Origin of the sequence: Amycolatopsis sp. NPDC049688 (assembly GCF_040674975.1) — a bacterium.
In the GTDB taxonomy this organism is placed as follows: Bacteria; Actinomycetota; Actinomycetes; order Mycobacteriales; family Pseudonocardiaceae; genus Amycolatopsis.
Window position 1 is genome coordinate 312,598 of sequence record NZ_JBFANY010000008.1, and the last position, 23,802, is coordinate 336,399.

Here is a 23,802-nt window from a genome sequence, read left to right on the forward strand (position 1 = left end):
GTTTGACACTCGTATGGTGCAACAGCGGGTATTTGGTAATACATTCCCACCATCACCCCCAGAGTACGGAGGGAACCGATGGCTCTCGGCTTCCTGGACCGATCCCGGATCGTGGCACCGCCAGGCTGGACGCGCTGGCTGGTGCCGCCGGCGGCCCTTTCGGTACACCTGTCGATCGGGCAGGCCTACGCGTGGAGCGTCTTCAAGACCCCGCTCGAGAAGACGATGCACCTCAACGGCACGCAGAGTTCGCTGCCGTTCCAGCTCGGCATCGTCATGCTCGGGCTGTCCGCCGCGTTCGGCGGCACGCTCGTCGAGAAGAACGGCCCGCGCTGGGCGATGTTCGTGTCGATGTGCTGCTTCGCCAGCGGGTTCCTCGTCGCCGCGCTCGGCGTGGCGACCGGGCAGTTCTGGCTGGTCGTGGTCGGCTACGGCGGCATCGGCGGGGTCGGGCTCGGGATCGGCTACATCTCGCCGGTGTCGACGCTGATCAAGTGGTTCCCGGACCGGCCGGGCATGGCCACCGGGATCGCGATCATGGGCTTCGGCGGCGGCGCGCTGATCGCCTCGCCGTGGTCGTCGTCGATGCTGGGCACCGCGCCGACGACGAGCACGATCGCGACGGCGTTCCTGATCCACGGGATCGTCTACGCGGTGTTCATGTCGATGGGCTGGCTGCTCGTGCGCGTCCCGGCCGACGACTGGAAGCCGGCGGGCTGGGAGCCGAAGACCGACCACGGCCGGGCGATGATCAGCACGGCGAACGTCTCGGCCGCCAACGCGATCAAGACGCCGCAGTTCTGGTGCCTGTGGGTCGTCCTGTGCTTCAACGTCACAGCTGGCATCGGCATCCTGGAGAAGGCGTCGCCGATGATCCAGGACTTCTTCAAGGGCACGTCGACACCGGTGGGCGTGGCCGCGGCGGCCGGGTTCGTCGCGCTGCTGTCGCTGTGCAACATGCTCGGCCGGTTCGTCTGGTCGTCCACTTCGGACCTGGTCGGCCGCAAGAACATCTACCGCACCTACCTCGGGGTGGGCGCGCTGCTGTACCTGGTGATCGCGCTGACGCAGAACTCGTCGAAGCTCGTGTTCATCCTGTGCGCGATGGTGATCCTGTCGTTCTACGGCGGCGGGTTCGCGACGGTCCCGGCGTACCTGAAGGACCTCTTCGGCACCTACCAGGTGGGCGCGATCCACGGCCGCCTGCTCACGGCGTGGTCGGTGGCCGGCGTGCTCGGCCCGCTGATCGTCAACCGCATCGCCGACGGCGAGAAGGCGGCGGGCAAGTCCGGCCCCGACCTGTACACGACGTCGTTCTACATCATGATCGGCCTGCTGGTGGTCGGTTTCGTGGCCAACGAGCTGGTGCGCCCGGTCAAGGAGAAGTTCCACGAGCCGCGGCCGGCGGTCGCGGCCGCGAGGAGTGAGGCGTGATGAGCGAACCGTCGACGAAACCCGCCCGGGTGCCGCTGATCGTGCTGGCCTGGGCGTGGGTGGTGCTCCCGTTCGGGTACGGGGTGTACCAGCTGTTCCTGAAGCTGGTGCAGCTGTTCGGATGAGCAGGGGAGTCCTGGTCACCGGCGCGTCCCGCGGTATCGGGCGCGCCGTGGCCACGGCGTTCGCGGCCCGCGGCGACCGCGTGGCCGTCCACTATGGACATCGCGTCGCCGACGCCGAAGAGACGCTGAAAGCGCTCCCCGGCGAAGGGCACCTGCTGATCAGCGGTGACCTCGCCGACCCCGAGGCGGCCCGCAAGATCGCCGACGCGGCCGAGGCCGGGCTCGGCGGGGTCGACGTGCTGGTCAACAACGCCGCGGTCGCGACGTCGCCGGACACCGCGCACCCGGTCGGCGCGGTGTCCTATGCGGACTGGCAGGCGATCTGGCGGCGCACCGTCGACGTCAACCTCGTCGGCGCCGCGAACCTGAGCTACTGCGTCGCCCGCCACCTGATCGGGCGCGGTGTCCCGGGCCGGATCGTCAACATCGGGTCGCGGGGCGCCTTCAAGGGCGAGCCCGACCACCCGGCGTACGGGGCGAGCAAGGCCGCGCTGCACGCCTTCGGCCAGTCGCTCGCCGTCTCCCTCGCGCCGCACGGGATCTCCGTCACGTCGGTGGCGCCCGGCTTCACCGCCACCGAGCGCGTGGCGGACCGGATCGACGACGCCCTGCGCGCGCAGAGCCCGTTCGGCCGGGTCGGCACGCCCGAGGAGGTCGCGGCGGCGGTGGTGTACCTCGCTTCCGCCGAAGCGACCTGGGCCTCCGGCGCGATCCTCGACCTCAACGGAGCTTCGCACCTGCGGATGTGACTCCGGTCACCCGTGCAGCAGGGCGCGCCGCCCGGGCGTCGAGTAGGGCGTGCATGTTCTGGGGAAGATCGCCGTCGCCGGGCTGGCCCTGGTCGTCTTCGGCGGCACGGCGTACGGCTACGCGAACCTCCACTCCCTCGACGAGGTGTCGCGGGACAGCGTCATCGACGCCGATCCCGGGACGAAGCCGGGGGAGCAGCCCGCCGACGGCTCGCTCGACATCCTGCTCGTCGGCCGGGATTCGCGCGCCGACCAGCAGGGCAACCCGCTGCCTCCGGACGTCCTGCGGGAGCTGCGCGTCGGGGCCAACGGCGACGACCTCACCGACACCCTGATCGTGCTGCGCATCCCGAACGGCACCAAGGAGGTCAAGGCCTTCTCCATCCCGCGCGACAGCTACGTGTCGATGCCGGGCGGGAACGGGAAGATCAACGCCGCCTTCGGGCGGGCGAAGGCCGCCGAGGCGCGGCGGCTGCGCGAGGCGGGCGAGACCGACAAGGCCAAGATCGACCAGGGCGCCCTGACGGCCGGACGGCGTGCGACGCGGCAGGCCGTCGAGGACCTCACCGGCGTCAAGATCGACCACTTCGCCGAGGTCAACCTGCTCAGCTTCTACGAGATCAGCAAGGCCGTCGGCGGTGTCGACGTCTGCCTCAAGGAAGCCACCAAGGACAAGAACTCGGGTGCGGACTTCCCGGCCGGGGAGCAGCGCATCTCCGGGGCCGACGCGCTCGCCTTCGTCCGGCAGCGTGACGGCCTCCCGGGTACCGACCTCGCCCGCGTCCGGCGGCAGCAGGTGTTCCTCGCCGGGCTGGCGCGGCAGGTGCTGTCGGCGGGCACGCTGACCGACCCGGGGAAGCTGTCGGACCTGATCGACGCCGTCAAGCGCTCGGTGGTGCTGGACGCCTCGTGGAACCTCCTCGACTTCGTCGCCCAGATGCGCGGGGTCAGCGGTGGCGGGATCCAGTTCGCGACGATCCCGGTGGTGAACGTCGACTACCGCTACAGCAAGAGCGACCCGCGCGCGACGGCGGTGCAGGTCGACCCGGCCGCGGTGAAGGCCTTCGCGGCGAGCCTGATCGGGACCCCGCCGGCGCCGTCCGGCAAGCCGGCCGCCCCGGTCACCGTCGACGTCGCCAACGCGGGCCCGAAGGAGGGTCTCGCGGCCCGCGTGGCGGGCGTGCTCAAGGACAAGGGGTTCACCCCGGGTTCGACCGGCAACACCGCCGGCCGGCGGACGTCGGTGGTCCGGTTCGGCCCCGATCTCGCCGAGCGCGGTGCCGAAGTGGCGAAGCTGCTCGGCGGGCTGGCGACGCAGGAGTCCGCGGCGGTCCCCGCCGGGCACATCGAGGTCGTCCTCGGGACGGTCTACTCCGGCCCCGGCGCGACCGGTGGCGGGGGTGCCCCCGGCGGGGACGAGACGATCACCTCGAGCGGGGTCGTCTGCGTTTATTGATCGACACCGGGCAACCGGATTTCGACGGATTCCCTGAAATGTTGCCGGAATTCCCCGGCACCGGACCACGGCGGACCACCCGGGTCACTGGTCTTGACGTTGCCGCACTGGTGAGGCAGGGTGCGGTGACCGTCGGCGGGCAGGACCCCGTGGCGGCCCGAAAAGTTCACCCGATCGGTGAGCCCGGTGGAAAGTCAATTTCAGGGAAAACGGAAAGTCCGGGATTTATGCGCAGCAGCGTCACCCGCGGCCGGTGGATCTTGCCGATCCTCGCCGTGCTTTGTGCCGGATGCCAGTCGGCGTCCGCTTCGGTCCACTACCCCGGCGCGATCGACGCCTGCCGGCTGCCCGGCGTCAACCTGCAGGCGCAGCTCGCGCCCGGGACCGTCGAAATCCCGGCCGGCTCGGTGAAGACCGCCGACACGAAGGTGGTCCCGGAGGACCAGCCCGGCGACGGCACGGAGGCCACCGGCTGCAAGCGCGTGTTCGCCCGTGACCTCGGCGGCGGGAAGGCCGACCCGCAGGACTACCGGGTGGTGACGATCGCCGTGGTGCGGTTCACCGATTCCGACCCCGAGCAGGGCGCCACGAAGGCGAGCCAGCTGATGACCGACGCGCTCGGCGACCACTCCGGCGTCCGGCTCGTCACCGGGGTCGGGGACGAGGCCGGGGTCGCCGAGCAGTGGGCCGCCGTGCGCACCGGGAACGTCGTGCTGGGGCTGGCCATGGCCGACGGCGGCACCGAGGCCGCGCTGATCACGGCCGCGACGCTGGACAACGTCCAGGCCGCGATGACGGACATGACCGGCACCCTGCAGCGCAACTTTCAGGGCTGAGGTTCGAGCCGCACCACGATCGCCTTCGACACCGGCGTGTTCGACTTGTCCGCGACCGAGTCCAGCGGCACCAGCGCGTTCGCCTCCGGGAAGTACGCCGCCGCGCAGCCGCGGGCGGTCGGGTACGCCACGATCCGGAACGCCGGCGCGCGCCGGTCGCCGTCGCGCCACTCGGAGACCAGATCGACCACGGCGCCGTCGGCGAGGCCGAGCGCGGCCAGGTCGTCCGGGTGCACCAGCACGACCCGGCGGGCGTTCTCGATGCCGCGGTAGCGGTCCGACAGCCCGTAGATCGTGGTGTTGTACTGGTCGTGGCTGCGCAGGGTCTGCAGCAGCAGCCGGCCCGCCGGCGCCTGCGGGTACTCCAGCTCCGAGACGGTGAAGTTGCCCTTGCCGTTCGCGGTGCCGGTGAACTCGCGGGAGTCGCGGGGGGCGTGCGGCAGCACGAAGCCGTCCGGCTCGCGGACGCGGCGGTTGTAGTCCTGGCAGCCCGGCACGACCCGCGAAATCCGGTCGCGGACCAGGTCGTAGTCGGTCTCGAACGTCCGCCAGGGGACGGCGTGGCCCGCGCCGAACAGCTTTTCGGCCAGCCGGCAGAGGATCGCGACCTCGGACAGCAGGTGCTCGCTGGCCGGCTTCAGGCGCCCGCGCGAGGTGTGCACCTGCGACATCGAGTCCTCGACGGTGACGAACTGCTCGCCCGACGCCTGGACGTCCCGCTCGGTCCGCCCGAGCGTGGGCAGGACCAGCGCCGTGGTGCCGTGCACGACGTGCGACCGGTTCAGCTTCGTGGACACGTGCACCGTCAGCGAGCAGGAGCTCAGTGCCTTCTCGGTCAGCTCCGAGTCCGGGGTGGCCGACGCGAAGTTGCCGCCGACGGCGAAGAACACCTTGCCACGGCCGTCGCGCATCGCCCGGATCGCGTCGACGGTGTCGAAGCCGTGCTCGCGGGGGACCTCGATGCCGAACTCGGCGGCGAGGGCGTCGAGGAACGACTGCGGCATCTTCTCCCAGATGCCCATGGTCCGGTCGCCCTGGACGTTCGAGTGCCCGCGCACCGGGCACAGGCCGGCGCCGGGCTTGCCGATCATGCCGCGCATCAGGGCCAGGTTGGCGATCTCGGAGATCGTCGGGACGGCGTGCTTGTGCTGGGTGAGCCCCATCGCCCAGCAGTAGATCGTGCGCTCGGACGACGCGATCATCCGGGCGACGCGCTCGATCTGCTCGCGCGGCAGGCCGGTCGCGCGCTCGACCGCCGTCCAGTCCAGTTCGCGAAGGTGCTCGGCGTAGTCGTCGAAGCCCTCGGTGACCCGGTCGACGAAGTCGCGGTCGACGATCGCGCCCGGCGCTTCGGCGTCCCAGGCCAGCAGCAGGTGCCCGACGGCCTGGAACAGCGCCAGATCGCCGCCGAGGCGGATCTGGGCGAACTCGTCGGCCAGCGGCGTGCCCTGGCCGACGACGCCGCGGACGTTCTGCGGGTTCTTGAACCGCATCAGCCCGGCCTCGGGCAGCGGGTTGACGGCGATGATCTTCGCGCCGTTCCCCTTGGCCTCCTCGAGCGCCGAGAGCATCCGCGGGTGGTTGGTGCCCGGGTTCTGCCCGACGACGACGATGAGGTCGGCCCGGTGGATGTCGGCCAGGCTCACCGAGCCCTTGCCGACGCCGGTGGTGGCCGACAGCGCCGCGCCCGAGGACTCGTGGCACATGTTGCTGCAGTCGGGGAGGTTGTTGGTGCCGAAGGAGCGCACCAGCAGCTGGTAGAGGAACGCGGCCTCGTTGCTGGTCCGGCCGGAGGTGTAGAAGATCGCCTCGTTCGGGTCGGTGAGCGCCTTGAGCTCGCCCGCGACCAGCTCGAACGCGTCGTCCCAGGAGATTGGCTCGTAGTGCGTCGCGCCCGCGCGCAGCACGAACGGCTCGGTGATCCGGCCCTGCTGGCCCAGCCAGTAGTCGGTCTTGGTCTTCAGCTCCCGGACGGGGTGCCGCGCGAAGAACTCGCGGTCCACCCGCCGTTTCGTGGCCTCCTCGGCGACGGCCTTGGCGCCGTTTTCGCAGAACTCGGCCAGCTTGCGCTTCTCGCCGTCGACCTCGCGGGGTTCCGGCCACGCGCAGCCCGGGCAGTCGAAGCCTTCGCGCTGGTTCAGCAGCCGCAGCGCCTTGATGGTCCGCCCGGTGCCCATCTGCTCGACGCTGCGCGCGAGCGACACGGCGACGCCGGGTATCCCGGCCGCCCAGCCCTTCGGCTTGCCCACCTCGAGGCGGGTTTCGTCCACGTCCTGCGCCGGCGCTTCACGGGTCATGCGTTCATCGTGCGCCTCGATGATCGCGTGGCGCCACGAGGGTCACGCCTTTCCGGCGCGCAGCCCGCGGTCGGCGAGGGTGACGACGAGCAGGAGGCCGCTGATGACGACGAGCGCGACGGCCAGCCGGTGCAGGCCCGCGGAGTCGGCGTGCGAGCCGTAGCAGAGCGCGATGAGCGTCGACGCCACGATCGCGCCGAGGTACTGGGCGGTGCGGAAGAGGCCGCTCGCCGTGCCCATCTGCTCGGCCGGGGCCTCGCGGTAGAGCGTCGTCTGGTTCGCGACGCTGGTCAGGCCCTGGGCCAAGCCGAACAACGCGGCCAAGGCGAGCAGCGCGCCCACCCAGGTGCCGTCGTGGACGAGCAGCAGCAGCGCCGAGCCGCCGACCAGGGCCACCGCGACGGTGACCAGCCGCGCCTTGATCCCGGACGCGCGTCCCGAGAAGGCCGCGGCGCAGACGGCGGTGCCCGACATCGGCAGCAGCATCAGCCCGGCGGCCTCCTCGGACAGCTGCCGCGCGGTCTCCAGCCACTGGACGTAGCCGAACATGATCGCGTAGATGGCCATGAAGCTGAGCGCCTGCCGGAGGTAGGTCCGCAGGATCGCCCGGTTGGCCGCGAGCATCCGCAGGTCGAGGAAGGGCGCGTCGCGGCGCAGCTCGACCAGGGTGAAGGCGGTCCCGAGCGCGGCGACGACGGCGAGCAGCCAGACGTCGGCACCCGGGTCCATCAGGAAGAACAGCAACGCGAGCAGGGTCGCCGAGAACAGCGCGATGCCGAGCACGTCGATCCGGGTGGCGGTGCGTGCGCCGCGCTCGTCCTTCGGCACCCACAGCAGGGCCAGCACCAGCGACAACCCGGCCAGGGGGATGTTCACCGCGAAGATGGCCGGCCAGCCGAACAGCCCGATCAGCACCCCGCCCAGCGTCGGGCCGATCACCATCACCGTCTGCGCGGACATCGACAGCACCGACAGCACGCGGGCGGGCACGCCCTGGCCGTGCGCTTCGGCGTGGTGGCGCAGGACGGCCATCGCGGCCGGGAACCCGGCGCACGTGCCCAGGCCCAGCACGACCCGCACCCCGGTCAGCCAGCCGACGGAGATCGGGATCAGGCCCGCGATCCCGGCGACGATCACCAGGCCCGCCCCGCCGAGCAGGACGCGGCGGGCGCCGTAGCGGTCCACCAGCAGCCCCACCACCGGCTGCCCGACCGCGGTGGCCAGGTAGAGCGCGGAGATGAGCCAGGCGGTCTTGCCGGGGCCGGCGCCGAAGCTCTGCCCGATCGGCACGAGCGCGACGGCGATGAGCGTGGAGTTGATCGGGTTGAGCACCGCGCCGGCCACCAGCGGGGTGACCAGGCGGGCGCCGAACTTGGCGGGGGCGGAGACGGTGGTCGTGAGAACTCCCTGAGTCTTCAGTGCTCGGCGACGCGCTGCAGCAGCGGCAGCACGCGGGTGACGGCGTCGAGTTCGGCGGGGGACAGCTCGTCCATGAGCGCCTGGGCCAGCCACTCGTCGCGGTGCTGCTGGATCCCGCGCACGGTGTCGCGCCCGGTGTCGGAGAGGCTGATCACCACGCGGCGCCGATCGGCCGGATCGGGCGTGCGGGCGAGGTAGCCGAGCTCGTCGAGGACGCCGAGGGTGGCGGCCATCGACTGCTGCCGCACGTGCTCTGCGGCGGCGAGCTCACCCTGCGTGGCCGGGCCTTCGCGCAGGAGCCGGTTCAGCACGGCGGACTGCGACGGCGTCAGGATCCCGGCGTTGTCGACCTGGCGCAGCCGTCGGTGCAGCTGCCCGACGACCCCGCGGATCCAGCCCGCGCTCTCGGCCACGTGCGGAGGTACTTCGCCCATGCACACAGTCTAACTGTGCAGTCCAGACTGTGCATCTCGGGAAGTCAGGCGGGACAGCCGTCCAGCGTCGGGACCGGGTACTTCGGGTCGTAGTAGCCGGGCGCGTCCTGATCGCCGGTCGCCGGCGTGGCCGACGGCGGGTTGGCGTAGCCGGGGGCGAGGTAGCCCTCCTTGGCGGCGGCGCAGCCGACCGACGAGAGTGCGCTCTGCCCGCCGTCGAGCCACAGGCCCACGCTGGACTTCGCGACCCGGGACCCGGTGACCACCGCGTAGGTCTCGTCCACCCGCAGGAAGCTGACGATCTCGTTCGGGCTGCTCAGCGACTTGGGGTGCGGGCTGTCGAAGGCGTAGGCGATGACGTACTTGGCCTCCACGGCCAGTTCGCCGGGCTTGTCGCCGGCCCGCGCGGTGAGCGTGCCGAACGTGCGGGGTCCCGCGTCGAGGAGGTGGTAGCCGTCGGCGATCTCCGTCACGTAGGCGTCGAAGCCGCCGTCCTTCGACGGCTTCTCGGCGAGCCTCGGCGCCAGCTGTTCGCGCTGGTCGGGGGCGAACGCGGCGAGGTAGGCGCTCGTGTCGTGGCGGTAGAGCACGGCCGGGTCGAGGTTCGCGGCCGCGATGGCCTGCCGGACCTTCGCGTAGGCGTCAGCGACCGCGTCGGCCTTGAAGGAGCCGATCGCCGCGGCGGCCGGGGAGGTGATGCCGTCGAGGCCCTTCGGCCAGGTGTCGGCGGGGGTGTGCGCGTACGGCCGGGCCAGGTCGACCGGGGCGACGTCCGGCACCGACGTCGGGTTCGGCGGCGCGGCCTCCTGGGCGGGGTGGCGGCCGACCAGCACGATCGCCGCCGTCGTGACGGCCAGGATCAGCACGAACACCGCGAAGACCCACCACCGGCGGCGCGGGCCGCGCGCGGCGCGTTTCTGCTGCCTGCGGAACTGCTTGCGATCCTTCTTCGCGCCCAGCCAGGCGTCGGTCTGCGCGTGCTTGCGCCAGTCCGGGTCCATCAGGTCCGGGTGCGAGTCGAGCAGGTTGTCCTCGTCCACGTGCGTTCCCCCAGGGTCGATGACTGATCATCGGCGACGGGGGACGGGCGTTACTCGAAGTAGACGAATTCGTTGACGCCGACGCCCTGGAGCTGGTGCACGACGACCGCCGCGGCGACCAGGGCGACCACGATCAGCAGGGCGAGCACGCCCGGCCAGCGGCTGGGCCCGGGCTGCCGGAAGCCGCCCGCGCGGCGCTCCCGCTTGCGGCGTTTCTTCAAGTCCTTCTTCGCGCCCAGCCAGGCGTCCCGTTCGGCGTACTTCTGCCAGTCCGGGTTCATCAGGTCCGGGTGCGTTTCGAGGCGCCGGTCGTCCGGATCCTGCGGCTGCCGAGGCTCTGCCATCCCGAGTGCCTTCCCCCTGGGTGACCCGCGGTGACGGGTTCGTAGACTTGTCCATTGTGACCGAGAACGCTCCGCAGCAGACCACCGACCTTCCGGGTGCCTGGGACCCGGCCGCCGAGGAAGCACCGATGTACGACCGCTGGGTAGCGGCCGGGTACTTCACGGCCGACGCCTCGTCGGGGAAGCCGCCGTTCTCGATCGTACTGCCGCCACCGAACGTCACCGGTTCGCTGCACATGGGCCACGCCCTCAACCACACCCTGATGGACGCGATGAGCCGCCGCCGTCGCATGCAGGGCTACGAGGTGCTGTGGCTGCCGGGCATGGACCACGCCGGCATCGCGACGCAGAACGTCGTCGAGCGGCAGCTGGCCGGCGAGGGCCTTTCGCGCCACGACCTGGGCCGCGAGAAGTTCGTCGAGCGCGTCTGGGAGTGGAAGGCCGAGTACGGCGGCAAGATCCTCGGCCAGATGAAGCGCCTCGGCGACGGCGTGGACTGGTCGCGTGAGCGGTTCACCATGGACGAGAACCTGTCCAAGGCCGTCCAGACGGTGTTCAAGAACTTCTACGACGAGGGCCTGATCTACCGGGCCGAGCGGATCATCAACTGGTGCCCGCGCTGCCAGACGGCGCTGTCGGACATCGAGGTCGACCACAACGACGACGACGGCGAGCTCGTCTCGATCCGCTACGGCGACGGCGACCACGCCATCGTGGTGGCGACCACCCGCGCGGAGACGATGCTGGGCGACACCGCGGTCGCCGTCCACCCGGACGACGAGCGGTACGCGCACCTGGTCGGCACCGAGGTCGAGCTGCCGCTGACCGGCCGCCGCATCCCGATCGTGGCCGACAAGCACGTCGACCCCGAGTTCGGCACGGGTGCGGTGAAGGTCACCCCGGCGCACGACCCGAACGACTTCGAAATCGGCCGCCGCCACGACCTGCCGATGCTGACGATCATGAACGAGCGTGCGGAGATCACCGCGCCGGGGCCGTTCGAGGGTCTCGACCGGTTCGAGGCGCGCCCGGCGGTCGTCGCCGCGCTGCGGGAGGCCGGCCGGATCGTCGCCGAGAAGCGGCCGTACGTGCACGCGGTGGGCCACTGCTCGCGGTGTGACACGGTGGTCGAGCCGCGGCTGTCACTGCAGTGGTGGGTGAAGGTCGAGGAGCTGGCGCGCCTCGCGGGCGACGCGGTCCGCGACGGCCGGACCAAGATCCACCCGCCGGAGCTGGGCAAGCGCTACTTCGACTGGGTCGACAACATGCACGACTGGACGATCTCGCGCCAGCTGTGGTGGGGCCACCGCATCCCGGTGTACTACGGCCCGGACGGCGAAGTGGTGTGCGTCGGCCCGGACGAGCAGCCGCCGTCCGGGGAGGGCTGGACGCAGGACCCGGACGTGCTGGACACGTGGTTCTCGTCGGGCCTGTGGCCGATGTCGACGCTGGGCTGGCCGTCGTCTTCCGACGACCTGGCTCGCTTCTACCCGACCAGCGTGCTGTCGACGGGCTACGACATCCTGTTCTTCTGGGTGGTCCGGATGATGATGTTCGGCGTGCACCAGATGCACGGGAAGCAGCCGTTCGACCACGTGTACCTGCACGGGCTGATCCGCGACGCGCAGGGCAAGAAGATGTCGAAGTCCCGCGGCAACGTGATCGACCCGCTGGAGTGGATGGACGCGTACGGCGCGGACGCGACCAGGTTCACCCTGGCCCGCGGCGCCAACCCGGGCGCGGACATGGCCCTGGCCGACGAGTGGGCGGCGGGTTCCCGCAACTTCTGCACGAAGCTGTGGAACGCGACGAAGTTCGCGATGATGAACGGGGCTTCGGTCGCTTCGCCGCTGCCTCCTGCCGCTGATTTGACGGAGTCCGACCGCTGGATCCTGGGCCGCCTCTCGGCGCTGGTGTCCGAAGTGGACGGCCTGTTCGAGGACTTCCAGTTCGCGAAGGTGGCGGGCGCGCTCTACCAGTTCACCTGGAACGAGCTGTGCGACTGGTACCTGGAGCTGGCGAAGGTCCAGCTGTACCAAGGAGATTCCTCCCGGGTCGCCGCGACCCGGTCGGTGCTGGGGCACGTGCTGGACACGGTGCTCAGGCTGCTGCACCCGTTCATCCCGTTCATCACGGAGAAGCTCTGGACGGCCCTGACCGGCGGCGAGTCGCTGGTGATCGCCGCCTGGCCGGTCCCGTTCGAGGGTTACGCGGATCCTGCGGCCGACGCCCGCATCGCGGACGTCCAGAAACTGGTGACGGAGATCCGCCGCTTCCGCGCGGACCAGGGCCTGAAGCCGGGCCAGAAGGTGGCGGCCCGCCTGGCGGGTTACGCGGGCGGCCACGAATCGGCGATCCGTTCGCTGGTCCGGTTGACCGCGCCTTCGGACGACTTCGCGGCGAGTGCGTCCCTGGAGGTGGCCCTGGCGGACGGCGTGGTGACGGTGGAGCTGGACCTGTCGGGAACGGTCGACGTGGCCGCCGAGCGCAAGCGTTTGGAGAAGGACCTGGCGGCGGCTCGGAAGGAGCTGACCCAGACGGAGGCGAAGCTGGGCAACGAGGCGTTCATCGCGAAGGCCCCGGAGCAGGTGGTGGCCAAGATCAAGACCCGCCAGGAGACCGCGGCGGCGGACATCGAGCGGATCACCGCTCGCTTGGCGGCTCTGCCGGCTTCCTGAGGTCGTTCGGCCGAAGCCCGGCGCTCCTTCGTGGGGTGCCGGGCTTTGTCGTGGTCAGCTCGAGCAGCGGGGAAACGGGGCCGCTCAGCCCCCTTCCGTTTCCCGCGCGGCTTCGATCAACGCCACCAGCTCCGGAGTCAGCCGCCGGTCCGAAGGCGTTGCCAGGTACGTCTGCATCCGCGGGGTCGGGTTCCGCAGCGGGCGGAACGCCACCCCCGGTATCGGCAGCAGGTTCGCGTGCGCCCGGTAGAACACCGTCCAGTGTGGATGCCCGAACCCCAGCGTTCCCAACGTGTCCTGCGCCGTCGTGAACTCCTTGCCCAGCACCGGCTCGAAGCCCGCCTCCCGGCAGCAGGACATCACCAGGTCGTACAGCGGCCGGTTCCGCGAAGGCGGGCTCAACCGCGCCGGAAGCGGGGCCAGTGACTCGAAAGCGACCACGTCGCCCGCAGCCAGAGGATGCGCTGAAGGCAACGCCACCACGACCTCGTCCATCCACAACGGAGTGAGGTCAAGCCCCGAAGCGGGCCAAGACCCCCGCACGATCGTCGCATCCAAAGCACCGTCCCGAACCCGCTGAAGCCGGTCGAGGGTCGGCGCGTGAAGCAACTCCAGAGACGCCGACGGGCACAGCCGCGCGAACGCCCGAAGCAACCCGTCCAGCCGGTCGCCGAGTCCCTCGCTGGTCCCCAGGCGGACCAACGCTTCCGAAGGCCGGGACGACACGACCGAATCCTCCGCCCGCCGCGCCGCCGCCAGCACCGCCCGCGCCTCCGGCAGGAACCGCTGCCCCGCCTCCGTCAGCACCACCGAACGCGTCGTGCGGGTGAACAACGCCACCCCCAGCTCCCGCTCCAGCCGCCGCACCTGCTGGCTCACCGCCGGCTGGACGATGTGCAGCCGCTCCGCCGCGCGGCCGAAGTGCAGCTCCTCCGCCACCGTCACGAAGTACTTCAGCTGACGCAGCTCCACACCGCCCCCATTCATCAGTATCCGTGATCAGTGTAGGAGCGGATTGCTCATCGATGATCGCGAGCGAGCACGGTTCCATCACCTGCATGCCGTTCCTGGAAATCGACCACACCCGCTTGCACTACGAAGACGCCGGCACCGGCCCCGCCCTGCTGTTCCTGCACGGCTGGGGGACCAGCGCCCGTGTCTGGCAGTCGTGCCTGCCCGACCTCGTGCGCGACCACCGCGTCGTCACGCTCGACTGGCGCGGTTGCGGCCGATCCGACCACCCCGCCGAGGGCAACACCATCGCCCGGATCGCCGCCGACGTCGCCGGCCTCATCGAACGGCTCGGTATCACCCCCGCGGTCGTCGGGTCGAGCATCGGCGGCATCTTCGCCACCGAGCTGGCGCTCGCCCGGCCCGAGCTCGTCGAACGTGTCGTCGCCGTCGGCAGCCCCGGCTACTGGCCCGGCACCGGCATGCTCGACAAGGTCCACGACCTGCGAAAACGGCTCGTCGACGACCGGGCGGGCACGCTCGAGGACTGGGTGCCGAACTGGTTCGCCCCCGGCACCGCGCGCGGGCTCGTCGACTGGACGATCCGCCAGCTGCTCGACTCCGGCGTCTACATCGACGAGCTGTTCACCGAGTGCACCACCTACGACCCGCGGCCCCGGCTCGCGAACCTCGCCGTCCCGATCACCTACCTGCACGGCGAGCTCGACGCCGAAATCCCGCTCGAAGTGCCGCGCACCTGCGCCGCCCGGACACCCGGCGCCCGCGTGCACGTCCTCGCCGGCTGCGGGCACCTGCCCCACCAGGAAAAGCCGCGCGCCTTCACCGCCGCCCTCCGCCAGATCGCCTGAAGGACACGACCATGCCGAAAGTGACCCTCGAAGACGCCGTCGTCCACTACGACCGGACCGGCGACGGCCCCGCCCTGCTCCTGCTCCACGGCACCGCCGCCTCCCGCGAGCAGTGGGCGCCGCTGACCGCGCAGGCGCACGGCTTCACCGTCCTGGCCCCGGACTTCCCCGGCTCCGGCCTGACCACCGACGACGGCGGCCCGATCACCGTCGAAGCCCTCGCCGCCCAGGCGACGGCCGTCCTGGACCACGCCGGGTTCGGGACCGCCCACGTCGCCGGGCACTCGCTCGGCGCGGTCGTGGCGGCGCAGCTGGCCGGCACTCACCCGGACCGCGTCCGGAACGCGGTCCTGCACGCCGCGTGGCCGGTCACCGACACCCGGCAGGACGCCGAGTTCCGCTACTGGCTGGACCTGCTCGAAACGGGAACCTTCGCCCGGATGCTCCCGCTGATGGCCTTCGGCCCGCGCTACTGGGAACAAGCGACCGCGGAGAGCAACGAACAGTTCGTCAAGACCCTCGAAACGGTGATCCAGCCCGGCGCGGACCGGCAGATCGCGGCCGACCGCGCCGTCGACCTGCGGCCCGTCCTCGGGAACATCACCGCGCCGGTCCTCGTGCTCGGCAGCGCGCACGACCGGATCGTCACCGCCGGCCAGCAGCGGGCGCTGGTCGCCGCGATCCCGGACGCGCGTGCCGCCGAGATCGACGCGGGGCACGGCGCCCCGGCCGAGCTGCCGGACGAGTTCGCCCGGGTCGTCCTGGACTTCGTCCGTTCGACGCCCTGAGTCACCGCGACGGACGTCACCCGTCAGCCGGGTCACCGTCGCCCTGCTCACGGTAAGTGATCAACGTGCGCCAGAACAGCAGCGGCCGGACCGTGCTCCCCGGCAGCAGCCGGGCCGACTCGCGGCGCAGCTCGGCCAGCGTCGGGTAGTCGTCGGCGACCGGGGCGGTCGGGCCCTCCTCGGGGCCGCCGTTCAGCCGCTCGCCGGCGTAGACGACCAGGCGCGCCAGCGCGTTGACCGGGACCGCGGCGAGCGCCTGCGCCCAGTCCACCGGGGTGCTCGGCCGGGCCAGGCCGAGCACCGCGAGCACCCCGCCCGGCACCAGCGCGCGGCGCAGCTTGGTGACCGTCGCGAACGGCACGTGGTGCAGCGACGCGATGCACGAGATGTAGTCGTAGTGGGCCTCGGGCAGCGGGTCGGTGGTGATGTCGGCCTGCCGGTAGACGATCTCGCCCGGCCCCGGCGAGCCCAGCCCGGCCGCCGCCTCGACCATCGCCGCCGAGACGTCGACCGCCTCCACCGCCATCCCGGTCGCGGCCAGCCGCCGGGCGAACCGGCCGGTGCCGCAGCCGACGTCCAGCGCGATGCCCGGCCCCGGCGGCAGCAGGTCCAGCAGCAGCGGGTGGTAGTGGTCGTTGTGGTTGAACGGCATGCGTCGAGAGTGCCACCTCCGCACGCACGTAGACTCGGAAGGCAAGTGCGAAAACCCCAGGCCGGAGGAGATTCAGTGCCGCAGGATGAGACAGGTCGCAAGCCGGACCTGTCGGATCTGGACAGCTTCGCGGGCGTCGACGAACTGGGGACGTCGGGGTACGAGGAGTCCGACGACCACGACCCGGAACTGGACGTCCGCGACACCGCGTTCGAAGCCGGCGGCGGCTCGCGCGGCGGCATCGGCGGGGTCGGCCAGCTGGGCGACAACCTCGCCACCGGCCCGGTGCCCGACCTCACCGTGCCCGAGGACACCGAGCTCCACGAGCTGGACGACCAGGGCGAACAGGTCGAGTACGGCGACCCGGACGGCCCCGAAGCGCGGCGCGAGCTGATGGCCGTCGAGGCCGAGCTGAACCAGCGCTGGCCGGAGACGAAGATCGAGCCGTCGCTGACCCGCATTTCGGCGCTGACGCAGCTGCTGGGCGAGCCGAACCGCGGCTACCCGGTGCTGCACGTGGCCGGCACGAACGGCAAGGGCTCCACGGCCCGGATGATCGACGCGCTGCTGACCCGGATGGGCCTGCGCGTCGGCCGCTACACGAGCCCGCACCTGCAGCTGGTCACCGAGCGGATCGCGCTCGACGGCCGGCCGATCTCCGCCGCGCGCTACGCCGAGCTGTGGCACGACATCGCACCGTACGTGTCCATGGTGGACGGTGCTTCGGCCGACGGCGTCGAGATGAGCAAGTTCGAGATCCTCACCGGGATGGCGTTCGCCGCGTTCGCCGACGCCCCGGTCGAGGCGGCGGTGCTCGAAGCGGGCCTGGGCGGCGCCTGGGACGCCACGAACGTCGCCGACGCCGACGTCGCCGTCATCACGCCGATCGGGCTCGACCACGTCGAGTACCTGGGGCCCGACGCGGTGAGCGCGGCGCGCGAAAAGGCGGGCATCATCAAGCCCGGCTCGGTCGCGGTGATCGCCGAGCAGGACCCCGAGGTGCTGAAGGTGCTGCTGGAGCGCGCGGTCGAGGTCGACGCCGCGGTCGCCCGCGCGGGCAGCGAGTTCGGCGTGCTGGAGAAGGAGATCGCCGTCGGCGGGCAGCTGCTGAAGCTGCAGGGCCTCGGCGGCGTGTACGACCAGATCTTCCTCCCGCTGCACGGCGCCCACCAGGCCGCGAACGCCGCGCTGGCGCTGGCCGCGGTCGAGGCGTTCTTCGGCGCGGGCAAGGACAAGCAGCTGGTCGTCGAGGCGGTGCGCGAGGCGTTCGCCGAGGTCGAGACGCCGGGACGGCTCGAGCGCGTCCGCTCGGCCCCGACGGTCCTGCTCGACGCGGCGCACAACCCGCACGGCGCCCGCGCGCTCGCGACGACGGTGTCCGAGGAGTTCGCCTTCCGCCGCCTGGTCGCGGTGGTCGGCGTGATGGCCGAGAAGGACGCCCACGGCATCCTCGACGCGCTGGAGCCGGTGGTCTCGGACATCGTCGTGACGCGCAACTCCTCGCCCCGGTCGATGCCGCTGGAGGAGCTGAACGAGCTGGCGATCTCGGTGTTCGGTGAGGACCGCGTGGTCGCCGAAACGGACCTGGAGACGGCGATCGAGACGGCGATCGCGCTGGTGGAGACCAACGACGACCCGGAGGAACCCCTGGCGGGCGGCGGCGTGCTGGTGACGGGCTCGGTGGTCACGGCGGGTGAGGCGCGCACGCTCTTCGGGAAGGAGCCGGCGTGACGACGCCTGCGCAGAAGCCCAAGGACCCGATGAAGGGCTTCCGCGGCGTGATGTCGGGAACGCTGATCATGGAGGCGATCACGGTCGCCCTCGCCCTCCCGGTGGTGAACAAACTGGGCGGCGGGATCTCGACGGGCACCGGCTGGACGGTCATCGCGGTGGCGGTCCTGCTGATCGTGACCTGCGGGTTCGTCAAGCGCCCGTGGGCGGTGCCGCTGATCCTGGTGTTGCAGGTGGTGCTCGTCGCGCTGGTGTTCTGGCTGCCGGCGATCGCGGTGCTGGGCGTGATCTTCCTGGCGGTGTGGCTGTGGCTGCTGTGGCTGCGCCGGGATGTCGCGCGCCGGATGGCGGCCGGGACGCTGGCGAGCCAGCAGCCCCAGCCGTGACCCGTCAGAGGTAGTCGCCGCCGGCCACGTCGTCGAGCAGCGACGGGTGGCGGGGTGACCAGCCGAGCAGCTCCCGCGTCAAGGCGCTGGAGACCGGCGCGTCGAAGCCGTAGACCCGCGCCATGAACGGGCTCGCGAAGTGCCCGGCGGCCTCCTCCGGCGTCAGGGAAACCACCGGCAGGTCCAGACCGCGGCCGATCGTCTCGGCGATGCTCCGGAACGGGACGTTCTCCGCTGCGCCGTGCAGCACGCGGCCCGGCGGCGCGGCCTCCAAAGCCAAGCGGAACAGCGCGGCCGCGTCGAGGCGGTGCACCGCCGGCCAGCGGTTGGCGCCGTCGCCGACGTAGGCCGACTTGCCGGTCTTGCGGGCGGTGTCGACCAGCATGCCGATGAAGCCGTAGTCGCCGGGGCCGTGGACCGTGGGCGCGAGGCGGACCACGCTCGCCCGCACGCCACGCCCGGCGAAGGCCAGGCAGGCCCGCTCGCCCGCGATCCGGAACGCCGCGAGCCCGGCCGGGTCGGGCTCGTCCCGCTCGGTGCTTTCCCGGCCGGCGGGCATGACCAGCGTGCCGGACGTGCTCACGAACGGCTTTCCCGTGTGCTCCAGTGCGCCACCGAGGGTTTCGATGGCGGTCGTGTCGCGGCGCATCATGTCCTCGGGATCGCTGAAGTCGCCGCCGAAGGCCATGTGCAGGACGCCGTCGGCGGCTTCGGCGCCCGCGCGCAGGCTGCCGGGATCGTCGAGCGAGCCGGGGTGCGGGGTGGCGCCGAGCGAGGCCAGCCGGGCGGCGGCCGCGGCCGAACGCGCGAGGCCGGTGACGGTGTGGCCGGCCGCGATCAGCTCGGCGACGACGGTGGGGCCGGTCAGGCCGGACCCGCCGGTGACGAAGACGTGCATGGGGCTCTCCCCGGGGTAGTGACAGTGACTGACGCTACGAACTCTACCGCGTAGTGTCAGTCACTGCCGCTACCGGTAGGCTGAGACCGTGCCACGCAGCGGAGAAGAAGCGCGCCGCCGCCTCCAGCAGGCGGCCCTGGAGCTGTACGGAGAGCGCGGGTTCGACCGGACCACCACGGCCGAGATCGCCGCCAGGGCCGGCGTCACCGAGCGCACGTTCTTCCGGCACTTCCCGGACAAGCGCGAAGTGCTGTTCGACGGCGAAGCCGCCCTGCGCGCGGACCTGACCCGGACGGTGGCCGACACGCCCGAGGACCTGCCGCCGCTCGAAGTCCTGTTCCGCGCCTTCCGGAAGGCGGCGGGGATCCTCGAGGGGAACCGGGCGTTCGCCGAACCGCGGCTGGCGGTCATCGCCGCGACCCCGGCGCTGCGCGAGCGCGATCTGGCCAAGGCCGCGGCGATGGCCGATGCCCTGGCGGCGGCGCTGGGCGAGCGCGGGGTCGAAGACCGGCTCGCCGCGCTGGCCGCCCACGTCGGCTGGGTCACCTTCCACCACGCGGCCGGAGCGTGGATCCGGGAATCCGCGCGCAGCCTGGACGAGCACCTCGACGAGGCCTTCGCCGATCTGCGCGCGCTGTCGGCGGAGGCAGGCGGCTGAGCGCCCGCCTCCGCCGAGACGGTCAGCGCAGCACGACCACCCGCAGCGCGGGGGAGCGCAGGATGTCGGCCTCGCAGAACCGGCCCTTCACCCACTCACCGCGGCTGTAGAGCTTCGTCTGGTCGCTGAAGTACGGCGACGCCGGGTTGGCCGACTGCGAGTACGTCAGCAACGTCGAGGCGTCCGGGCACCCGTGCCCGCTGAACCCCACCACCTGGAGGTAGCTCGACCCGTGCGCGACCTCGGTGTTCCCGTGCGCCGGGTCCCACACCGGCGTCATCACGTTGAGCACACCGAGGAGGCCCTGGGCGCCGTGGATCGGGATGCGCTCACCGTTGCGGGTGACGGACTGGCCGTCGCGCAGCCGCGCGTCCGGGGCGAGCCCCGCCGCACGCAGCTCGGCGAGCGCGTTCCCGAACGCCTGCCGGACGCCCGCATCGCCGACGTTGAGCGTGTTCGGCGTGGTCAGCGGCGCCTTCGGGTCGAACGGCACGGCGAACCGCGCCACTCCGCCCAGCCGCACCGCGAACCGCTGGAACAGCAGCGAACCCCGGCTGTCGAGCGAGTACGTGTGGTCCCAGTTCGCCAGCGCGGTGCACGCCGGCCCGACCGGCACCGGGCCGGTCGACGACGGCGCCTGGCCGTCCGGGAACGATGCGCACAGCTTCGCCAGGTCCGCCGCCGCGAGGTCGGCGATCAAGCTGTGGTCGGTGAAGAGCATCTTCTTCATCGAATCCGTGCTGAAGCCGCCCTTTTCGGCCGTGAGCAACGCTTCCCGGGTGCGGGGGTTGCGCTCGGTGGCCTGGTCGCCGACGATCCGCGGGTAGCCGGTGATCGGCGCGCGGGCGTTCGCCAGCCATGCGCTGTCGTTCGTGTTCAGCTCGTAGTCCCGGCGTTGCTGCTGCGGCAGCCGTGACGGCGGGAAGAGCCCCGGCTCCAGCGCGCCCGGGTCGGAACCCCACCGGCACGCCGACCTTCCACCGTCCAAAATGGGCAGTCCGTCTTCGGCGAAGGTCGCCTGCCCCACCGGTGTGCTGCACTTCGCGGCCAGTTCGTCGGTGACGTGCGGGACGACCTGGATGTCGGCGTAGAGGGCGTTGCCCGCCCGGTCGGTGGCGATCGTGTTGACCCACGGCACGCCCTGGGTGCTGCTGAGCGTGCGGACGATGTCGGCCGTGCTGCGGGCCTGGTCGAGTTCGAACCACGTGTTCAACCCGCGCATGTTGGTCGCGTTGGCGTCCCGCAGCGCGTACGCCGACTTCGCCGTCCACGGCACCGGGAAGCCGCCGACGTCGTTCAGGACCGGCCCGTACCGCGTCGCCCAGAACGTCTGGCGGACCGGCTTCAGCGAGCCGTCGGCCTGGCGCACCTGGACCGTGACGTCGCGGGAGGTCATCTTCTCGGCCTTGCCGTCGACGAGGTACGTCGTCGGATCGCCGGGCGTCAGCGGCACCTCGAACAGGCCGAACGTGACCGGCGTGGACACCGTGTGCGTCCAGGCCGCGTCGGCGGTGTGCCCGATCATCACGAACGGCATGCCGAGCAGGCTCGCGCCGGCCACGTCGACCCGGCCCGGGATGGTCAGCTGGCTCTGCCAGAACCGCCGTCCGTCGTGCCACGGGTAGTGCGGGTTGCCGAGCAGGACGCTGCCTTTGCCCGCCGCGGTCCCGTCGCTGCCGACCGCGATGCCGTTGCTGCCCAGGCCGCCCTTGCCGAGCCCGTCGCGCAGGCTCGCCGACAGCTGCGCGGCCGTGCCCGGACTCGCGGCCGCGGTGCCGGACGGCGGTGTCGCGAACAGCCCCTCGGTGACGAAGCCCAGGCCGCCGGTGACGGCGATGGCGTAGAAGTGGCGGTAGAAGTCCTGTTCGGTGATCGGCCGGACCCAGTCCGCGCCGCGGCAGGCCGGGTCGGTGATCCCGGACCGGCCGGTGCGGGCGAGGTAGCTGTTGAACCCCTTGACGTAGCCCGAAACGACCTGCCGGACCTCGGGGCGTGGTCCCTGCGGCGCGGGCTGCGCGACCAGCCGGTCGACCACGCCGGAGTCGTTGAGCTGCTGGAAGAACAGGTCGCTGTGCAGGTTGTCCTTCGCCTCGGACAGCGACCGGTAGCCCTCGCCGTCCGGGCCGAAGTACCGCGACCGCTGCGCGCTCACCGTGACGTAGATCTTCGCGAGCTCGCAGACGTTGTCGGTCGCCGCCGCGTAGCCGTATCCGTAGCCGAGGCCGGCGAAGTCCTTGGCGACGATGTGCGGGATGCCGTGTTCGGTGTAGCGCAGGACGGCTTTCGCGCTGTCCTCCCCGGCGTCCGCGACCCCGGCACCGAGTGTGGTCAACCCCAGCGCGGCCGAGAAAACGGCCAGCGCCTTCCGGAAGTGCATCATTCGTACCCCCTTGTCGTGATCGCCACGCTACCGACGGCGATGACGTCCGGACATGGGGGAAACCCCCGGTATTCGTTCACCCGCGCGCAAGCCGGTGTTGGCTGCGGCGGGATAGAAACCGCGCATGACCGAACACTCCCGCCGCACCCTCCTCAAGGCCGGGCTCACCGGCGCCTCCGCCGTGGCCGCCGGCCTCGTCGTGCCGTCCACGGCGTTCGCCGCGGTCCCCCTCGTCCGCCGCGACCGGCCGGTGCTCACCCACGGCGTCCAGTCCGGCGACGTCACACCGGGCTCGGCGATCGTCTGGTCCCGCGCGGACCGGCCGTCGCGCCTGGTCGTCGAGATCGCGCGGGACCCGTCGTTCCGGCACGCCCGCCGCGTCCCCGGCCCGCTGGTGGGCCCGGACAGCGGCGGCACCGGCCGCGTGCGCGTCCCCGCGCTGCAGCCGGGCACCGAGTACCACTACCGCGTCACGGCCGAAGCCCTCGACGGGCGCGCCACGAGCGAGCCGCTGACCGGCCGGTTCGCCACCGCGCCGGTGGGCCGCCGCGACGCCCGCATCCTGTGGTCGGGTGACGTGGTCGGCCAGAACTGGGGCATCAACCCGGCTCTCGGCGGGATGACGATCTTTTCGGCGATGGCCGCCCGCTGCCCGGACCTGTTCCTGCACAGCGGCGACACGGTGTACTCCGACGGCCCGCTGACCGAGACGGTCACCCTCCCCGGCGGCCGGACCTGGCGCAACATCGTCACGCCCGAGAAGGCGAAGGTCGCCGAGACGCTGGACGAGTTCCGCGGCCAGCACGCCTACAACCGGCTGGACGACAACTTCAAGCGCTTCGCCGCGCAGGTGCCCGCCTACGTCCAGTGGGACGACCACGAAGTCCTGAACAACTGGTACCCGGGCAAGATCCTCGACAACCCGGCCTACACCGAGAAGCGCGTCGACGTCCTCGCGCCGCGGGCCTACCAGGCCTTCCACGAGTGGCACCCGATCGACCCGCGCCGGGCCGTCGACGGCCGCGTCTACCGCAGCTTCACCTACGGCTCCCGCGTCGAAATCTTCGTGCTGGACATGCGGACCTACCGCAACGCCAACACGGCCGACCAGACGAAGCCGGGCTACATCCTCGGCGACGCCCAGGCCCGCTGGCTGGCCGACGCGCTCGGCCGCAGCACGGCGACGTGGAAGATCGTCCAGGCCGACATGCCGCTGGGCCTGGTCGTCCCGGACGGCGCCAACATCGAAGCCGTCGCCAACAACCTGCCGGGCGCGCCGGGCGGGCGGGAAACCGAGCTGGCCTGGGTGCTGCGGGAGATCCAGCGCCGCCGCGTCCGCAACGTCGTCTGGCTGACCGCCGACGTCCACTACACCGCGGCGCACCACTACTCGCCCGACCGGGCGGCCTTCCAGGACTTCGACCCGTTCTGGGAGTTCGTGTCCGGGCCGCTGAACGCGGGCGCGTTCGGGCCGAACACGCTGGACCCGACGTTCGGCCCGGAGGCGGTGTTCGTGCACGCCCCGCCGGCGGCGAACACCGCCCCGATCGACGGCTTCCAGCACTTCGGCGAGCTGAACGTCGACGGCGCGAGCGGCGACCTCACCGTCGACCTCCGGGACGCCACCGGGGCGTCGCTGTGGTCGAAGAAGCTGCACCCGCAAGGCCGCTGAGCAGG

Annotated in this window: 21 protein-coding genes; 12 read left to right on the forward strand and 9 right to left on the reverse strand. The window is 71.7% G+C overall.

Annotated features, from left to right (window positions below):
• Positions 1-78: 78 nt before the first annotated feature.
• The 5 genes from AB0J55_RS26250 to AB0J55_RS26270 all read left to right on the forward strand — a co-directional run bounded on the left by AB0J55_RS26250 (position 79) and on the right by AB0J55_RS26270 (position 4,600).
• Entirely contained in the window at positions 79-1,434 is a 1,356-nt protein-coding gene (locus AB0J55_RS26250; protein ID WP_364253612.1) for an OFA family MFS transporter, read from the forward strand.
• Positions 1,434-1,559, forward strand: coding sequence for a hypothetical protein (locus AB0J55_RS26255; RefSeq protein WP_364253615.1), 126 nt, complete (start codon positions 1,434-1,436; stop codon positions 1,557-1,559). The genes AB0J55_RS26250 and AB0J55_RS26255 overlap by 1 nt, the downstream gene beginning before the upstream one ends.
• Positions 1,556-2,308 (forward strand): SDR family oxidoreductase, encoded by a 753-nt coding sequence (locus tag AB0J55_RS26260; protein ID WP_364253618.1) that lies wholly within the window; start codon positions 1,556-1,558, stop codon positions 2,306-2,308. Before AB0J55_RS26255 ends, AB0J55_RS26260 begins: the two co-directional genes overlap by 4 nt.
• A gap of 49 nt (positions 2,309-2,357) precedes the next feature.
• Complete coding sequence (locus tag AB0J55_RS26265) at positions 2,358-3,764, forward strand: LCP family protein (RefSeq protein WP_364253621.1); 1,407 nt, start codon at positions 2,358-2,360, stop codon at positions 3,762-3,764.
• Positions 3,765-3,991: 227 nt separating this feature from the next.
• Positions 3,992-4,600 (forward strand): hypothetical protein, encoded by a 609-nt coding sequence (locus tag AB0J55_RS26270; protein ID WP_364253624.1) that lies wholly within the window; start codon positions 3,992-3,994, stop codon positions 4,598-4,600.
• Here AB0J55_RS26270 and AB0J55_RS26275 read toward each other — a convergent pair.
• The 5 genes from AB0J55_RS26275 to AB0J55_RS26295 form a co-directional block, all read right to left on the reverse strand.
• A complete protein-coding gene (locus tag AB0J55_RS26275; protein ID WP_364253627.1) occupies positions 4,591-6,897 on the reverse strand; it encodes an FdhF/YdeP family oxidoreductase in 2,307 nt (768 codons plus the stop codon). The genes AB0J55_RS26270 and AB0J55_RS26275 overlap by 10 nt on opposite strands.
• Positions 6,898-6,939: 42 nt before the next feature.
• Complete coding sequence (locus AB0J55_RS26280) at positions 6,940-8,241, reverse strand: MFS transporter (protein ID WP_364253629.1); 1,302 nt, start codon at positions 8,239-8,241, stop codon at positions 6,940-6,942.
• Between the two features lie 71 nt (positions 8,242-8,312).
• Positions 8,313-8,750 carry a MarR family transcriptional regulator gene (locus AB0J55_RS26285; protein WP_364253632.1) on the reverse strand — a complete coding sequence of 146 codons (438 nt, stop codon included), beginning with the start codon at positions 8,748-8,750 and terminating at the stop codon, positions 8,313-8,315.
• Positions 8,751-8,794: 44 nt separating this feature from the next.
• Positions 8,795-9,790, reverse strand: coding sequence for a hypothetical protein (locus AB0J55_RS26290; protein WP_364253635.1), 996 nt, complete (start codon positions 9,788-9,790; stop codon positions 8,795-8,797).
• A 50-nt stretch (positions 9,791-9,840) separates the two neighbouring features.
• The gene (locus AB0J55_RS26295; RefSeq protein WP_364253638.1) at positions 9,841-10,134 is read right to left on the reverse strand and encodes a hypothetical protein; all 294 of its coding nucleotides are present in this window, start codon (positions 10,132-10,134) and stop codon (positions 9,841-9,843) included.
• A 56-nt stretch (positions 10,135-10,190) separates the two neighbouring features.
• On the opposite strand from AB0J55_RS26295, the gene AB0J55_RS26300 reads away from it, so the two are divergent.
• Positions 10,191-12,812: a valine--tRNA ligase gene (locus tag AB0J55_RS26300; RefSeq protein WP_364253640.1), complete on the forward strand. Its 2,622-nt coding sequence runs from the start codon at positions 10,191-10,193 to the stop codon at positions 12,810-12,812.
• Positions 12,813-12,896: 84 nt separating this feature from the next.
• Here AB0J55_RS26300 and AB0J55_RS26305 read toward each other — a convergent pair whose 3' ends face one another.
• Positions 12,897-13,784, reverse strand: coding sequence for a LysR family transcriptional regulator (locus AB0J55_RS26305; RefSeq protein WP_364253643.1), 888 nt, complete (start codon positions 13,782-13,784; stop codon positions 12,897-12,899).
• Between the two features lie 86 nt (positions 13,785-13,870).
• Between AB0J55_RS26305 and AB0J55_RS26310 the strand changes: the two genes are divergently transcribed.
• Positions 13,871-14,632, forward strand: coding sequence for an alpha/beta hydrolase (locus AB0J55_RS26310; protein WP_364253646.1), 762 nt, complete (start codon positions 13,871-13,873; stop codon positions 14,630-14,632).
• Between the two features lie 11 nt (positions 14,633-14,643).
• A complete protein-coding gene (locus tag AB0J55_RS26315; protein WP_364253649.1) occupies positions 14,644-15,420 on the forward strand; it encodes an alpha/beta hydrolase in 777 nt (258 codons plus the stop codon).
• A gap of 16 nt (positions 15,421-15,436) precedes the next feature.
• Here AB0J55_RS26315 and AB0J55_RS26320 read toward each other — a convergent pair whose 3' ends face one another.
• Entirely contained in the window at positions 15,437-16,072 is a 636-nt protein-coding gene (locus AB0J55_RS26320) for a class I SAM-dependent methyltransferase (RefSeq protein WP_364253652.1), read from the reverse strand.
• A 75-nt stretch (positions 16,073-16,147) separates the two neighbouring features.
• On the opposite strand from AB0J55_RS26320, the gene AB0J55_RS26325 reads away from it, so the two are divergent.
• Positions 16,148-17,803, forward strand: a complete 1,656-nt coding sequence (locus tag AB0J55_RS26325; protein WP_364253655.1) for a folylpolyglutamate synthase/dihydrofolate synthase family protein — start codon at positions 16,148-16,150, stop codon at positions 17,801-17,803.
• Positions 17,800-18,189 carry a DUF4233 domain-containing protein gene (locus tag AB0J55_RS26330; protein WP_364253658.1) on the forward strand — a complete coding sequence of 130 codons (390 nt, stop codon included), beginning with the start codon at positions 17,800-17,802 and terminating at the stop codon, positions 18,187-18,189. Before AB0J55_RS26325 ends, AB0J55_RS26330 begins: the two co-directional genes overlap by 4 nt.
• Positions 18,190-18,193: 4 nt before the next feature.
• Here AB0J55_RS26330 and AB0J55_RS26335 read toward each other — a convergent pair whose 3' ends face one another.
• Positions 18,194-19,087, reverse strand: coding sequence for an SDR family oxidoreductase (locus AB0J55_RS26335; RefSeq protein ID WP_364253661.1), 894 nt, complete (start codon positions 19,085-19,087; stop codon positions 18,194-18,196).
• A gap of 88 nt (positions 19,088-19,175) precedes the next feature.
• Here AB0J55_RS26335 and AB0J55_RS26340 point away from each other — a divergent pair, with 88 nt between their 5' ends.
• Positions 19,176-19,745, forward strand: coding sequence for a TetR family transcriptional regulator (locus AB0J55_RS26340; RefSeq protein WP_364253664.1), 570 nt, complete (start codon positions 19,176-19,178; stop codon positions 19,743-19,745).
• A gap of 22 nt (positions 19,746-19,767) precedes the next feature.
• On the opposite strand, the gene AB0J55_RS26345 is transcribed toward AB0J55_RS26340, so the two are convergent.
• A complete protein-coding gene (locus tag AB0J55_RS26345; RefSeq protein WP_364253667.1) occupies positions 19,768-22,125 on the reverse strand; it encodes a penicillin acylase family protein in 2,358 nt (785 codons plus the stop codon).
• A gap of 124 nt (positions 22,126-22,249) precedes the next feature.
• On the opposite strand from AB0J55_RS26345, the gene AB0J55_RS26350 reads away from it, so the two are divergent.
• Positions 22,250-23,797 (forward strand): alkaline phosphatase D family protein, encoded by a 1,548-nt coding sequence (locus AB0J55_RS26350; RefSeq protein WP_364253670.1) that lies wholly within the window; start codon positions 22,250-22,252, stop codon positions 23,795-23,797.
• Positions 23,798-23,802 lie beyond the last annotated feature (5 nt).

Excerpts from the sequence above, each read along its gene's own strand:
- AB0J55_RS26250 (WP_364253612.1), top strand. The coding sequence starts at position 79 with ATGGCTCTCGGCTTCCTGGACCGATCCCGGATCGTGGCACCGCCAGGC.
- AB0J55_RS26255 (WP_364253615.1), top strand. The coding sequence starts at position 1,434 with ATGAGCGAACCGTCGACGAAACCCGCCCGGGTGCCGCTGATCGTGCTG.
- AB0J55_RS26260 (WP_364253618.1), top strand. The coding sequence starts at position 1,556 with ATGAGCAGGGGAGTCCTGGTCACCGGCGCGTCCCGCGGTATCGGGCGC.
- AB0J55_RS26270 (WP_364253624.1), top strand. The coding sequence starts at position 3,992 with ATGCGCAGCAGCGTCACCCGCGGCCGGTGGATCTTGCCGATCCTCGCC.
- AB0J55_RS26275 (WP_364253627.1), bottom strand. The coding sequence starts at position 6,897 with ATGACCCGTGAAGCGCCGGCGCAGGACGTGGACGAAACCCGCCTCGAG.
- AB0J55_RS26285 (WP_364253632.1), bottom strand. The coding sequence starts at position 8,750 with ATGGGCGAAGTACCTCCGCACGTGGCCGAGAGCGCGGGCTGGATCCGC.
- AB0J55_RS26295 (WP_364253638.1), bottom strand. The coding sequence starts at position 10,134 with ATGGCAGAGCCTCGGCAGCCGCAGGATCCGGACGACCGGCGCCTCGAA.
- AB0J55_RS26310 (WP_364253646.1), top strand. The coding sequence starts at position 13,871 with ATGCCGTTCCTGGAAATCGACCACACCCGCTTGCACTACGAAGACGCC.
- AB0J55_RS26315 (WP_364253649.1), top strand. The coding sequence starts at position 14,644 with ATGCCGAAAGTGACCCTCGAAGACGCCGTCGTCCACTACGACCGGACC.
- AB0J55_RS26320 (WP_364253652.1), bottom strand. The coding sequence starts at position 16,072 with ATGCCGTTCAACCACAACGACCACTACCACCCGCTGCTGCTGGACCTG.
- AB0J55_RS26335 (WP_364253661.1), bottom strand. The coding sequence starts at position 19,087 with ATGCACGTCTTCGTCACCGGCGGGTCCGGCCTGACCGGCCCCACCGTC.
- AB0J55_RS26345 (WP_364253667.1), bottom strand. The coding sequence starts at position 22,125 with ATGATGCACTTCCGGAAGGCGCTGGCCGTTTTCTCGGCCGCGCTGGGG.
- AB0J55_RS26350 (WP_364253670.1), top strand. The coding sequence starts at position 22,250 with ATGACCGAACACTCCCGCCGCACCCTCCTCAAGGCCGGGCTCACCGGC.